Source organism: Paenibacillus ottowii (genome assembly GCF_050516475.1).
Taxonomy (GTDB): domain Bacteria; phylum Bacillota; class Bacilli; order Paenibacillales; family Paenibacillaceae; genus Paenibacillus; species Paenibacillus ottowii.
Genome location: NZ_CP191577.1, coordinates 1210400 through 1223710, shown reverse-complemented (window position 1 = coordinate 1223710; position 13311 = coordinate 1210400). Strand labels below are relative to the sequence as shown.

At 46.7% G+C, this 13311-nt stretch carries 12 protein-coding genes; 10 read left to right on the top strand and 2 right to left on the bottom strand.

Annotated elements, in window-relative coordinates; translation table 11 throughout:
• Nucleotides 1–74 precede the first annotated feature (74 nt).
• A complete protein-coding gene (locus ACQQ6X_RS05755; RefSeq protein ID WP_013310912.1) occupies nucleotides 75–440 on the top strand; it encodes an Asp23/Gls24 family envelope stress response protein in 366 nt (121 codons plus the stop codon).
• Nucleotides 441–668: 228 nt separating this feature from the next.
• Here the strand turns inward: ACQQ6X_RS05755 and ftsW are convergent, their stop codons facing one another.
• Nucleotides 669–1931, bottom strand: a complete 1263-nt coding sequence (ftsW, locus tag ACQQ6X_RS05750; RefSeq protein ID WP_305164557.1) for a putative lipid II flippase FtsW — start codon at nucleotides 1929–1931, stop codon at nucleotides 669–671.
• A gap of 247 nt (nucleotides 1932–2178) precedes the next feature.
• Here ftsW and ACQQ6X_RS05745 point away from each other — a divergent pair, with 247 nt between their 5' ends.
• The 9 genes from ACQQ6X_RS05745 to ACQQ6X_RS05705 all read left to right on the top strand — a co-directional run bounded on the left by ACQQ6X_RS05745 (nucleotide 2179) and on the right by ACQQ6X_RS05705 (nucleotide 11406).
• A complete protein-coding gene (locus ACQQ6X_RS05745) occupies nucleotides 2179–3384 on the top strand; it encodes a M20 family metallopeptidase (RefSeq protein WP_305164556.1) in 1206 nt (401 codons plus the stop codon).
• An 83-nt stretch (nucleotides 3385–3467) separates the two neighbouring features.
• Nucleotides 3468–3896, top strand: coding sequence for a CBS domain-containing protein (locus ACQQ6X_RS05740; protein ID WP_142612190.1), 429 nt, complete (start codon nucleotides 3468–3470; stop codon nucleotides 3894–3896).
• Nucleotides 3897–4046: 150 nt separating this feature from the next.
• Entirely contained in the window at nucleotides 4047–5873 is a 1827-nt protein-coding gene (locus ACQQ6X_RS05735) for a DNA repair helicase XPB (RefSeq protein WP_305164555.1), read from the top strand.
• Nucleotides 5874–5879: 6 nt separating this feature from the next.
• A complete protein-coding gene (locus tag ACQQ6X_RS05730) occupies nucleotides 5880–7868 on the top strand; it encodes a helicase-associated domain-containing protein (RefSeq protein WP_305164554.1) in 1989 nt (662 codons plus the stop codon).
• A 104-nt stretch (nucleotides 7869–7972) separates the two neighbouring features.
• Complete coding sequence (locus ACQQ6X_RS05725) at nucleotides 7973–8413, top strand: YlbF family regulator (protein WP_305164553.1); 441 nt, start codon at nucleotides 7973–7975, stop codon at nucleotides 8411–8413.
• 34 nt (nucleotides 8414–8447) lie between these two features.
• Nucleotides 8448–8708, top strand: a complete 261-nt coding sequence (locus ACQQ6X_RS05720) for a YlbG family protein (protein ID WP_058710383.1) — start codon at nucleotides 8448–8450, stop codon at nucleotides 8706–8708.
• A gap of 229 nt (nucleotides 8709–8937) precedes the next feature.
• The gene (locus ACQQ6X_RS05715; RefSeq protein WP_013371860.1) at nucleotides 8938–9375 is read left to right on the top strand and encodes a hypothetical protein; all 438 of its coding nucleotides are present in this window, start codon (nucleotides 8938–8940) and stop codon (nucleotides 9373–9375) included.
• Nucleotides 9376–9578: 203 nt separating this feature from the next.
• Entirely contained in the window at nucleotides 9579–10535 is a 957-nt protein-coding gene (locus ACQQ6X_RS05710; RefSeq protein ID WP_305164552.1) for a selenium metabolism-associated LysR family transcriptional regulator, read from the top strand.
• A 1-nt stretch (nucleotide 10536) separates the two neighbouring features.
• On the top strand, nucleotides 10537–11406 hold the full coding sequence (locus ACQQ6X_RS05705; RefSeq protein ID WP_305164551.1) for a PHP domain-containing protein: 870 nt from the start codon (nucleotides 10537–10539) through the stop codon (nucleotides 11404–11406).
• Nucleotides 11407–11501: 95 nt separating this feature from the next.
• On the opposite strand, the gene ACQQ6X_RS05700 is transcribed toward ACQQ6X_RS05705, so the two are convergent.
• Nucleotides 11502–13250 carry an Rqc2 family fibronectin-binding protein gene (locus ACQQ6X_RS05700; protein WP_305164550.1) on the bottom strand — a complete coding sequence of 583 codons (1749 nt, stop codon included), beginning with the start codon at nucleotides 13248–13250 and terminating at the stop codon, nucleotides 11502–11504.
• Nucleotides 13251–13311: the final 61 nt, after the last annotated feature.

Sequence of the window (13311 nt, the reverse complement as noted above, 5' to 3'; positions counted from 1 at the left end):
TATGTAAGGTTTGCATTTGGTGTGGCTAAGGCTTTACAATACAAATAAAGGATGGATGAAGGGGGACATAGGTCATGGCAGAGCAAATTCAACAACTGGAAGCAGGAAACATCAAGATTTCCAACGATGTCGTAGGAAAAATTGCCGGGATGGCCGCATTAGAGACACCAGGCATTGCTGCAATGTCAGGCGGCTTATCGGAAGGCTGGGCGAAAAGGCTGAGCGGTAAAAATGTGCAAAAGGGCGTATCAGTGGAGGTTGGACAACTGGAAGCTGCCATTGATCTACGTATTATCGTGCTCTACGAAACACCTATTCATGAGGTGTCCCGAATTCTTCAGCAAAATGTGCGAGAAGCCGTCGAAAGCATGACGGGTTTGCGGGTCGTGGAAGTGAACGTAAAAGTGGAGGGTGTCGCCTTCAAGGACGACGCGGTGTAATTGACCACCATACGTAAATTTACATTTTTTAAACAATGGCGCAGGGGGCCCTGCGATAATCCGAATAAGAACACGAAAACTGGTGGTTATAAAACGCCAGTTTTCGTTTTATGAATCTGCTATATAACATTTTGCAGACGGACACGTAGTTATATACTTATACATATGCATAGACAAAAAAAGAACTTCCAATGCCACCGTATTAGTGGTCAGATGGAAGTTCTTTTTTTAGCGATAACGGTTGGTTCTACGAGCTTGAAAGCGATTGGGAACTTCATTACGGACAGCTACCCCTGTAGTGCGTTCCTGCACAGCTTGTTTGGTGTTCTCACGAGAAATACTGAGCATGATGCCCATGGAAAACATCATGACAAGCAGGGAGGAGCCACCAAAGCTAATAAACGGAAGCGTTACACCTGTGATTGGAATGGTTTGGGTTACCCCGCCGATATTAATGAAGGCCTGAATGGCGATCAAACCCATGATACCAGTGCCCACCAACGTTCCGAACGGATCATGACAACGTAGAGCAATGATCATGCCTCGCCAAATGAAATACAAATATAGCATCAGAAAAATAGCTGTTCCGATAAATCCAAACTCTTCACCAATGACAGAAAAGATAAAATCATTAAACGAATTGGGCAGATAATGAAGCTTGATAATGCCTTTCCCAAATCCTGATCCGCTTATGCCGCCCTCGCCAATAGCTTGCAAGGACTGTACCAGATTGTATCCCGTTCCTTGTCTGTACTTTTCAGGATTAAGAAAAGCTTGAAAGCGTCCAATTTTATAATCTTGTTTGGCAGCAGTGGCTTGCCCATTTGCGCTGTCGGAATCTCCTCCAAACAATGATCCAATACCAAATACGATGGAAGCACCTAGCACAAGCAGGATGATGGATGCCGTAATGTGCTTGACGCTGGCTCCCCCGGAATAAATAATCAGGCCACTGGTGGCTACCAAAATAAAGCAGGAGCCTAAATCCGGTTGAAGCATGATGAGTCCTGCAACAAAGCCTACAATGACCGTTACAGGTATGTAGCCAGTCCGCAAATCTCTAAATCGATCTCCTTTTTTGACAATCAGTGCGGATAAGTAAAGAATAATGGAGATTTTCGCGAGTTCCGTTGGCTGAAAGCCAACACTACCAAATCTGAGCCAACTTTTTGCGCCGTTAAGTGAGCCTGTAAAAAGAACGATGATGAGCAGTAATATAGTTATGAAAAATAAAGGCACAAAGAGCTTTTTATATTTTTCCATTTTAATATTCATAGCTACCAACATAATAAATAGTCCAAGTACAGCAAATGCAGACTGACGCTTTACAAAATATAAAGAGTCAAAATTATATTCTTTATTCAGCAGAGCTACGCTGGAGCTGGAGCTAAATACCATGATTACACCGAATCCAACCAGCAACAAAGTGAGGATCAGCAATTGGAAATCCGGTGTCCCTCTTCTTCGAGTCTCCGGCTTCGTATTTCTCATATCAGCTTCCCCCGGTATTCGCCGCAAGGAATATTCCTCGCAGACGTTTATCATTTTATCGTTTATCCATTTTATCATAGTATGTTTGATAGGCTTCTGCAACCATCTGGGGCAACAGATATCACAACAATTCCATATCTGCTACAATAGATAAAAATAAAGATTTGAGAGAAACGGCGCATATATGGTAAAGCTGCATGATTGATCGGGAATTTATCGACGTGTTAAAAAGGAGAGGTGGAGCATAATGACACAGCAGGGGATGGACCAGACTTGGTTCGATCAATTACAAAATAATATGGTGGAGTGGCGTAGACACTTACATAAGAATCCCGAAATTTCTTTTCAGGAAAGCAAAACAGCCGCTTTTGTAGCGGATAAGCTAGAGAGCTGGGGAGTAGAGGTTCGCCGACAGGTAGGAGGACACGGTGTTGTAGGCACGATTCGTGGTGCCAAACCTGGACCTGTGGTTATGTTGCGTGCTGATATGGACGCTCTTCCGATTCAGGATGAAAAGGAATGTGAATATCGCTCCAGCGTGGATGGGGCCATGCATGCTTGCGGACATGACGGACATACGTCTGTTTTGCTTGGGACAGCATACTATTACAGTCTGAACCGCGATGAGCTGGAAGGAGAAATCCGGTTTTTGTTCCAACCTGCGGAGGAATTGCTGCCTGGGGGTGCAGTCCATGTAATCAAGGATGGTGTACTGGAAGGTGTGGATGTTATTTATGGCATTCATTTATGGACACCCTTTCCGGTTGGGACCGCTGCGAGTTGTGCAGGACCGTTGATGGCGGCGGCCGACGATTTTTATATTGAAATTACAGGTAAGGGTGGGCATGGTGGTATGCCCCAGTCCACTAATGATAGTGTGGTGGCAGGTTCAGCTCTCGTGATGCAACTGCAAAGTATCGTAAGCCGTTCAGTCGACCCTTTACGGCCTGCTGTGTTGACGGTGGGAACCATCCAAGGGGGCTTTGCGCAAAATGTAATTGCGGAAACTTGTCGCTTGAGTGGAACAGTTCGTACGTTTGATGAGCAGACTCGGACAGTCATGAAGGCGCGGCTGCATCAGGTAACTGAGCTCACGGCAGCAACATATGGTACCACAGCACAGATTCGTTATATTATGGGATACCCGCCGGTTGTCAATGATGCCCAGGAAGCTTCTCGCTTTTTTAAAGAAGCAAAGTCTGTGTTCGGCGAAGGGAATGTCCAGGAAGCGTCAAAACTGATGCCTGCCGAGGATTTTGCGTATTATTTGGAACGTGTACCAGGTTGTTTTATGTTCGTGGGGGCAGGTAATCCCGCTAAAGGTGCAATTTATCCGCATCACCATCCAAAATTTGATTTTGATGAGGATGCCATGATCAACGCAGTTCGTCTGTTTATTGCCATGTCTACCGGGTATGCTGCTGATCGAAAAGAAGAGGCAGTTAACGGCTAATACAAGTAAAATTGGGAACGGCCCAATCTGGAGTATGAGCTGAATGAAATGGGGTACCCTACTCTTGAAAAGGAGGGATACCCATGAAAAAGGTTCAGGAAGTTATGACTAAAAAATGTGTAACAGTTACCCCGCAGGACAATATTTACGAAGTAGCGGTCAAAATGAAAGACAATGATACCGGCTTTATCCCGGTTGTGGAAAGCGAAGGCAGTGACAAGTTGATCGGTGTGGTAACAGACCGTGACCTTGTTATTCGCGGCTATGCGGCTAAAAACTCTGGTTCTGGTTCGGTGGATACAGTAATGACAACAGGTATTCGTACAGCTAGTGCAGACATGTCAGTGGACCAAGCAGCTGAATTGATGGCAGAGCAGCAAATTCGTCGCTTGCCTGTTACTGAAGGAGATCGCCTGATCGGGATTGTTTCGATCGGGGATTTGGCTGTTCGTAATATTTTTGCAGACAATGCTGGAGAGGCGCTTAGCCAAATTTCCGAGCAGGTTCACTAGAAAAGTAAAAGCGGTTTGGGATGGCCTTTATCCCGAGCTTTTGAACAGGAGTTCAACCCAAGTATGGGTTGAACTCCTTGCTATTCCGGTTGATCTGCGAATAAACGGATAAGCTATTTAGTATAGAACTTTGAGTGTCAGGAGGTAGTCATGAATCCAGATCATCCTTGTATTGTACAACGTGATTTTACTGTGTTGCTGGAAATGGGTCTGCCTAATTCCGAATGGGCTCGCTCACAGTTGCAGATTTATGCGGAGTTGGTAAAAAGCCCATCCGCTTTTCATACATATCGCATCACTCCGTTGTCGCTCTGGAACGCAGCCGCGCTCGGGTGGAGTGCTGAGGACATTCAAAATAGTTTGCATTCTATGTCCCGTTGGGATATTCCGCGTGATTTGTTGAAGGATATTGAACAGCTTGTTTCTAGGTATGGGACATTGACGCTGTCACGCGCGAGTGAAAAAGAAGAACAAAATTACGGCACACATACGATTGACACGTACCGTGATGAGCATAAGTCAAACCGAGGTACAAAGACGGGAAAAGCCACCAACACCTACACCATAGGTGATCACTTGATCTTGGCAGCAGAGAATCCAACCCTACTGGATGAGCTATTAAACAAGAAAGAGCTACAACAGCTTGGTTTGCTTCGCATCAATGAGACAAGCGCCTCCGTACCGTCCGAAAACCGCGGCTTGCTCAAACAGGAATTAACTCGCTTGGGATATCCCGTTGTAGATACGGCGGGTTATCTTGAGGGGAGTCTGCTTCGTTTTACTTTAGGAAAGGGGCAAACGGAGTTGCAGCTTCGTGATTATCAGGTGAAAGCTGCTGATGCATTTGAAGGCGCAGACGGCTTAGGGGGGAGTGGTGTACTGGTGCTCCCATGCGGAGCTGGAAAAACGGTGATCGGTATGGCAGTGATGAATCGATTTCAGTGCGAAGTGCTTATTTTAACTTCTAATACTATTTCCGTGCGGCAATGGATTGAAGAATTAAAGCAAAAGACGAATATTCCGGCCGATTCTATCGGGGAATACAGTGGTCAGAAAAAGGAGGTGCGACCGATTACGGTGGCAACCTACCAGATTTTGACACATCGTCGCACCAAAGACGGAGAGTTTGAACATATGAAGCTGCTGAGTGAGCGGAAGTGGGGACTCATCATTTACGATGAGGTCCATTTGCTGCCTGCGCCAGTATTTCGGGCGACAGCTGACATTCAGGCTACCCGCCGTTTGGGACTAACAGCTACGCTGGTTCGAGAGGACGGGTGTGAGCGGGATGTGTTCTCTTTAATTGGACCTAAACGGTACGATATGCCGTGGAAGGAACTGGAGCGACAGGGCTGGATCGCTCAGGTTGAGTGTGTAGAGCTGCGTTTGCCCATGACCACTGAACTTCTAGAGCGAAGTATGCGCGCTGAAGGCAGACAGCAATACCGAATTGCAGCGGAAAATCCGGCTAAGCTGGAGGCTGTACGCAGTCTGCTGCAGCAACACAAGGGAATACCAACACTAATTATTGGTCAATATTTAGACCAGTTACGTAAATTGGCTCAGGAACTGGACGTCCCACTGATCACTGGTTCCATGACTCAAAGCGAACGGGTACGTTGGTTCGATGCGTTTCGCAAGGGTAATATTCAAACCTTATTAGTGTCCAAGGTAGCAAACTTTGCAGTCGATTTGCCGGATGCAGCAGTAGCGATAGAGGTGTCGGGCAGTTTTGGCTCCCGTCAGGAAGAGGCGCAGCGACTTGGCCGCATTTTACGACCAAAGGCAGGCGAGAATAAAGCTTATTTTTATGCATTAGTGACGGAGAACAGTAAAGAGACGGATTTTGCAGCACGTCGTCAGCTGTTTCTGATTGAACAGGGCTATGAATATGCGATTCGCAGGTTTGATGGGATGATGGCTGGCAGAAGCCAGAAGGATGAGATAGAAGATGACGGAAAGAAAAAGGAGGCCTAATCAAGGATGGACATAACGAGTACGCAAGCCAACTGGAATGAGCTTTCAGCGGATGAGCTGCTGGTGCTTAGACGATGCTTTATCCGGTATGCGGCACAGCCTATGAAGGAAGAGGAGCCTATGCAGCTTACCCGAGGTACCTTGAGTGGAGTCGAAACAAGACTGGCACTGCATGGGCTTCGCACTCGGGGGTGGCTGGAGGCAGTCACCAAATCGTGGGGTGAACGGATTATATATATTCCGGTTGATCGGCTACCTGCTCTGTACGATATGTTGTTACAGCAAACTCCGATCAACAAGATACATACAGATCATCCATTAACGGTACATGAAGCAATGACAGGATTGGAGTCAGAGTTGCTGCATGTGTTGTCACATATAGCTATACAGGGAGTTCCTTTGACGGCCAAAGGAACCTTACATAAGCGGTCATTGCAAAAATTAAGTGAACTGACACCCTTTCACTCGGAGGATCTGGAGGGACTTGGGTTGCATTATGCGCATGCTGAGCTGTATCCCGTACAAACGGTGGTCATGATCGATTTACTACTCAGCTTGGGGCTATTAGTAAAAGAAACGGTATCTCTTCGCATTCAGGAAGCGGAACTGGCGACATGGATTCGGTTGTCTGCTGGACAAATGCGCAAGCATATTTTTGCCACCTTGATGGAAAGGTACGGCAAGGCTGAAGCGTCCATGCAGCATTTCCGCTATTTGCTGTGTGCCGTCTCGCAGCATGTAGGAACAGATAGATGGATATCTATTCAATGTTTGCTGCAATGGATGCACCAGGTAGGTTTAATCTCGCTGGATAGTTCAAGTGGAAAAGATTTTATGAACAGTACCCTTATAGACATTGTTCCTGTAATCACAAATCTCGAAGTGCTTGCGGATGAAAGAAGATCTGATGTTAATTTCAGTGAACCTTTTATGAGAGAGATCAAAGGTTGGTTGATGGCTCTAGCTGCTTTTGGAATGGGGGATTGGGGGCAGACCGCATCAGGCGAACTGTGTTATCGCTGGAATGTATCTGTGACAGATCTGCTCCATCTCCATGATGACGAGGAAACATGCCAAGAACAAGGTGCCTTTTATGTGCAGCCTGATTTCGAAATATTAGTTCCGCCAGATGTCGCATATGATGTGCGCTGGCGATTGGAGTGCTGCTGTGAACGAGTGACAGGAGACCGGATGGTAGTATATCGAATCACCAGAGAGAGTATTACAGAGGCAATCGATCTCGGCATGGAGGCCAAAGCAATTCCTGCTCTTTTGGACAAGTACAGCCGGACAGGTGTGCCTGAACATGTACGGCTGGCGGTAGAGCAGTGGGCAGGCGATGTCGGACGAACGGCCTTTGCCACGGTAACCCTTTTGCGATGCGGTACTCGGGACGATGCGGACATGGTTGCACGTCATCCTGCACTTGAAGGATTACTGGAGCGACTCGGTGATAAAGACTTTATTATTCCGGCACGCTCTACTAACAAAATACGAAAAGCGCTCGCTGCAATAGGATTAAGTCCGCGGCTTGAGCCGGAAAGTGTGGATGAACCAGCTCATCATTATCCACTGTTGACGGAGACGGAGAACCTAGATGCAGGTCGCTTCCTATTTTCGCAAGAGGGAAGAGCAGGTCTGGTTTATACCGGGCGCACGTTGCATTTTTATGAACAAGAGCACACGCTGCCTGATCCGTCTGACTATTTTCCAGAAAAATCTGCAGTACCGTCTTCATGGATAAAAGAATGGAGGAGTTACCATGCTTCCACTTCCAGGCAGTTGATTGAGCAAGCGATCCGTTGGCAGGCGGCGGTGGGACTGCGAATGGATGGGAAAGAGGTTAAATGGATACCCGAATCGGTGCTTTCCGGCGATCCCTGGAGTGTCACAGGCTGGTACGCCTCAGAATCGGCTGAGGAAACACCTTCTCGTGTGACTTTGCGGCCAAGTGATTGGTCTGATATGAGGCTGTTGGTTCCTTTTACATCGTAGTGTCAGGAAGTGCATGAAACTCCTTCTTCTCAAAAGAAGGATGTGGTATGATAAATGAGTCTACTTATATTGGGTAGAACTTTATATAAAGCGAGATGACATTCATGAGCGTAGCCGAGTTAAACACGGTCAATATGGCAGAAGTGCTTATTAACGCCTATGAATTGGGCGATATGGTCAACCGGTCCTTCGAGGTATCGGATTATTTATATTGGAAGCAGCGTGTGGAAGCGGACCCGTCTATTCAGGCGTGTGTACGCAAGCTGGATGCCAAAAAGGAGCTTTTCGCTGAAACAGAGCGTTTTGGGCATTTTCATCCAAACTACCATGAAGCGAAGGACGCAGTGCAGGCGGTTGAACTGGAACTGGAACAATTTGAGGCGGTTAGGGAGTTCAAGCGGGCAGAAAAGGCGCTGGATGATATGCTTCATGCCATGTCTGAAACGATTGCATATTCTGTGTCCGAGACCATTAAGGTGCCGAGCAACGATCCGAATGTGAAAAAGGGCGGATGCGGCAGCGGAGGGAAATGCTCCTGCGGATAGGCCATAGGAATGATACGGAGAGGAGATGAAGCGAATGTTTGCCGAGCGGACAGGGTACATCATTTGGGTAAGCGATATCAAGGCTGCCCGCAATCTGGAGAAATACGGAAATGTCCACTATATTTCAAAGCGTATGCAATATGTAGTTATATATATGAATGCGGATCGAGCAGAGGACACCGTTAAAAATATTCGCAGACTTTCCTATGTACGTAAGGTTGAGCGCTCTTTCCGAAACGAAATTAGGACGGAGTACAACGACGATAAGGAAAAGATGAAGGAATATGAAATATAAGCTTTAATTGTCTATACATCGTAATTTTCTCAAAAAAGGTCAGCCTACGGGCTGGCTTTTTTTGTGAAGTCAGGACTTTTGCATACCGATCTTAATGCTATTAGACCTAAAAAATCTTTTAAAAACACCCATATACTTCAATTTTGTAACTTGTAGTCCCGGGTCTGTTGAGGTAACATATGAATATATTGGTAGATATAAAGACCTATCTGGTGGGGAGAGTGATCCCGTGCGTGACAAGGCAATGCAGCGATGGAGTACATACGAACCGTTCTACGTGGAGATGGGCGATAAGAAAGTCGCCGATATCGTGATTACCAATCATGCGAAAACACGTTATTTAGATCGGGTAGAGCAGAAACAGTCCGAGACGAATCATATCGCCGCCTGGCTTTGGGAGTGCCTAAAGCAAAACAGGATGGAGTCCTATTATCATAATGAAGAGGATGTATATTTAATTGATGGTGATCTGGTCGTTGTCGCCGAATTTGGTGAATTGCCAGGTGAGATGGACATAGCAGGAAATCCGCTTCATAAGATGATTATCATTACCTTTTTGGGCCGGATGTCGGAGACGATCGAATTAAGGGACTTGAAGTCCTACTATTCGTGGCTGCGCCATTCGCGGCGCATGACACTGATGAAAAGTACTCGTAAGCAAAAATAAACGGTGATTTGGCGAGCGGTTCCATTAGAAAGCCTGCTCATTGACACCGTCGAACTTGAATAGAAGTATGCAGTTATCAGCTGCATGCTTTTTTGTTTTGCAAAGCATATAACTCCCCAATTCGGTAAGTTTACTCGGAAATTGTTCGCCAGACGTTTTTCTTATGTTAAGATAAAGAGATCAGAGGGGAGAGGGCTGTCTGTATGAACTTTCATCAGCTGCACATTTTTTATACCGTAGCGGAGCGCGGAAGCTTTTCGGCGGCGGCGCAAGCGCTGCATATGACGCAACCGGCGGTAACGATGCAAATTCAGTCTTTGGAAGATTATTTTGGCACGAAGCTACTGCACCGATCGACTAAAAAAATTGAACTTTCAGAGGCAGGAGCGACATTACTGCCTTTTGCGAAAAAAAGTATGGAACTGATCAGGGAAGCTGACGAGGCGATGTCTGCTTTTACTCACATGCTGGAGGGAAGATTGCATATAGGCGCCAGCCTAACGATTGGTGAGTATATTGTACCAAGAATGCTGGGACCGTTTGGTCAAGAGTACCCTCACATACGCATGGCCATGAATGTAATGAATACGACTCAAATTATGGATGATATACTAAAGCATCAATTGAATTTAGGGCTGATTGAGGCCCCAGTTCAACACCCGGATATTGTGGTGGAAACTGTGATGCAGGACGAACTGAAGCTGATAGTTCCTTCGGGACATGTGCTGGCTAAGGCTAAAAAAGTAGTGCTAGAAGATGTATTCAAGCATCCTTTTGTAGCCAGAGAAAAGGGTTCTGGTACACGACAAGTCATAGAAGACGGGCTGAAAAGTCGTGGTGCAGATGCTTCTCGACTGGATATCGTAATGGAGATGGGCAGCACTGGAGCAGTCAAATCAGCGGTAGAAGCAGGGCTGGGGATTACGATGCTGTCACCTTCTTCCGTCAAACATGAGGTTGCACTTGGATTGTTGAAAATTGTAAACCTATCAGATATTACCTTCAAACGAGAATTTTATGCAATTCATCTGAAATCAGCGTTGTTGCCGATTCCAGTAGTTACTTTTCTATCTTACTTGCGTCGTCATGACCAGGAAATGGACGTATTTGCGGAATCACAGGACAAGCTTGTGGAGATGAAAGAGGAGGAGAATTTGTGAAATGAAGGAACCGATGAATTCACAACGATATGATCTGCATACACATACTCAAGCATCTGATGGTATGCAATCACCTGCGGATAATGTACGCTGGGCAAAGGAAAAAGGTCTGGCTGGTGTGGCTATCACAGATCATGATACGGTGGCCGGTCTGGAGGAAGCATTGGAGGAGGGAAGACGCATAGGCATGACTGTGGTGCCGGGTGTGGAAATCAGCACACGTGCTGGCGGCAAAGATATTCATATATTAGGTTATTTTATGGATTACCGTAATAAAGTATTTTTGGAGCGGTTGGAAAAACTGAGACAGGCGCGGGATACTCGTAATGATTTGATTTTGAGCCGCTTGCGTAGCTTGGGCGTGGAAATCACGCTCGATGAGGTGTTGGCTACGATGGGCAGACCGCTGGGGCCGGATGAAAGCATTGGACGTCCACATATGGCCGATACGCTGGTGCAAAAGGGTTACGCGAAGGATATGCGGGATGCATTTGACCGTTACTTGGCAGAAGGTGCACCCGGATATGTGTCTGTACCTCGTGTAGAGCCTGCGGAGGCTATAAGCTGGATTCGTGAAGCAGGAGGGGTGCCTGTAGTGGCCCACCCCGGCTTGTATGGAAATGATGAACTGGTGCGTTCCATAATAGAGGCGGCGAAGCCTGCAGGGTTGGAGGTGCGACATTCGGATCATGATGCTGAGGCCGAGAGCCGATATACTGCCATGGCGGCGCATTACGGGCTTATCGCAACGGGCGGATCGGATTTTCACGGTGCACGTCAAGGTGTGATTTTCCACGGTGATCTGGGTAGCCGCAGTGTGGATGGTCAGGTTGTAGAGGAACTGAGAAAGGCTGCTGTTGCACAAAAGTAAATGAGAGAAAGCCCCTTGCCTACCGCATGGAACACAAGAAGTGTACGTGCATCGGGCAAAGGGCTTTTTTTGTGGATTTTATATGTTGGTGGGAGCTAGCCGTTTTTGATACGATTCGGCAGCTTTTTGACCAGTTCCTCATCAGGTGTGATATAGAGCGTACGCTGATGATCGTAGATGACAAAGCCGGGCTTCGCTCCGCTGGGCTTGCGTACATGCCGAATCAAGGTGGCGTCTACAGGTACGCTGCTGGACTGCTTGGCTTGACTAAAATAGGCAGCCAGTTGAGCTGCTTCCTCCAACGTCGCATCTCCGAATTTCTCGGCACGAATAACGACGTGTGACCCTGGAATATCTTTGGTATGCAGCCACGTGTCATTAGGTCCGGCCAGTCGATTGGTCACATATTCATTCTGTAAGTTGTTTTTGCCGACCAGCAGCTCGATCCCTTCAGATGATGTATATACATGCAAGGTTGGACGGTCATTTTTCTTCTTTTTCTTTCCTTTTTTAACTCGATCTCTGAGATAACCTTGCTGAACCAGCTCGTCACGAATCTCTTCAATATCGTTGATAGAGGCATGGGCTAGCTGCTGAAGAAGATTGTCCATATAGCGAATTTCTTCGTGCGTCTTCTCTAATTGTTCGTCAATAACAGCCAAACTGTTTTTATATTTGTTGTACTTTTTAAAATAACGCTGTGCGTTATCTGAAGGGTTGAGTAGCGGGTCCAATGGAATGGTGATCGCACGCTGTTCCTCGTCATAAAAGTTGGTGAGTGTTACTTCCTTGTCCCCCTTTTTTACCTCATGCAGTGAAGCGAACAGCAGTTCTCCGTAAATCCGAAATTGATCGGCATCTTCCGCTTCGGCCAAATCCTGATGAAGATGGTCGAGTTTTTTTACGTTTTTACTCCGCTCGTTTTGCAGAAACCGCAGCAGGTCGCTAACCTTTTGCTTAACCGTGTCCCGTTCTGCCTTTTCACCGAAAAAATCCTCCATACACTCGCTGATGGTCGTGTATTCCTTACGCTCTCCTTGGATCAACGTCAGTGGAATGGCTGAAAATATTACTTTATCTTGTGCGTTCAGTCCAGATACTGGCTGAAAACGATGATTCCGCACGTCATCCATCATGACACTGAATGTATTCCACAGTCGACGATCCTTGTCACCAGCTGCTTCTTCATTAGACGCTCGGATCAGTATCTCTTCAGCAATAAGCGGACTAAGTCCGGTAAACGTGTTCACGAGCCAGCGTTTGGGGGCTTCCTCGGCCTCAAGGGCTGCTTGATACGAGGAAATGAAGGCTGCTTCTTCGACTTCTAGCGGATTCAACTTATTTTGTTCAGGAGGCTCCGTGTATTGAAAGCCTGGCATAACGACCCGATAGCTGCTGATTGAGGGTGTAACATGATGAATGCCATCCAGCATCATGCCTGTTTCCGGGTCAAGCAAAATAATGTTGCTATGTCTACCCATCACTTCAATAATAATCCGCTTTAATGAAATATCCCCCAGCTCATCACGCTGACGTATATCCATATGAATAATGCGCTCCATGCCCACCTGTGTGATGTTCTCAATAATGCCTCCTTCACAATGTTTGCGAAGAAGCATACAAAACATGGGTGCTTCTGTCGGATTGAGAAAGCTCTGCTCTGTAAAATGTACACGCGGGAATGTCGGATTAGCCGACAGCAATAGCTTTACACTCCCGCCTTGTGCCCGCAGGTTCAGCACGATATCGCGCTCGTTTGGCTGATGTATTTTATTAATGCGCCCGCCCCGGATCGCTTGCAGTTCGTGTACGATAGCGCGGGTTACGATTCCGTCCAATGCCATAATGTATGTTCTCCTTTGAAGCAAATGTATTTTCGCCTTCCTTCTATGATACATAACTTTG

What these genes read in the sequence shown, in the direction of transcription:
- ACQQ6X_RS05755 (WP_013310912.1), top strand. Translation starts at nt 75, where the DNA reads ATGGCAGAGCAAATTCAACAACTGGAAGCAGGAAACATCAAGATTTCC.
- ftsW (WP_305164557.1), bottom strand. Translation starts at nt 1,931, where the DNA reads ATGAGAAATACGAAGCCGGAGACTCGAAGAAGAGGGACACCGGATTTC.
- ACQQ6X_RS05745 (WP_305164556.1), top strand. Translation starts at nt 2,179, where the DNA reads ATGACACAGCAGGGGATGGACCAGACTTGGTTCGATCAATTACAAAAT.
- ACQQ6X_RS05710 (WP_305164552.1), top strand. Translation starts at nt 9,579, where the DNA reads ATGAACTTTCATCAGCTGCACATTTTTTATACCGTAGCGGAGCGCGGA.
- ACQQ6X_RS05720 (WP_058710383.1), top strand. Translation starts at nt 8,448, where the DNA reads ATGTTTGCCGAGCGGACAGGGTACATCATTTGGGTAAGCGATATCAAG.
- ACQQ6X_RS05740 (WP_142612190.1), top strand. Translation starts at nt 3,468, where the DNA reads ATGAAAAAGGTTCAGGAAGTTATGACTAAAAAATGTGTAACAGTTACC.
- ACQQ6X_RS05725 (WP_305164553.1), top strand. Translation starts at nt 7,973, where the DNA reads ATGAGCGTAGCCGAGTTAAACACGGTCAATATGGCAGAAGTGCTTATT.
- ACQQ6X_RS05705 (WP_305164551.1), top strand. Translation starts at nt 10,537, where the DNA reads ATGAAGGAACCGATGAATTCACAACGATATGATCTGCATACACATACT.
- ACQQ6X_RS05700 (WP_305164550.1), bottom strand. Translation starts at nt 13,250, where the DNA reads ATGGCATTGGACGGAATCGTAACCCGCGCTATCGTACACGAACTGCAA.
- ACQQ6X_RS05730 (WP_305164554.1), top strand. Translation starts at nt 5,880, where the DNA reads ATGGACATAACGAGTACGCAAGCCAACTGGAATGAGCTTTCAGCGGAT.
- ACQQ6X_RS05735 (WP_305164555.1), top strand. Translation starts at nt 4,047, where the DNA reads ATGAATCCAGATCATCCTTGTATTGTACAACGTGATTTTACTGTGTTG.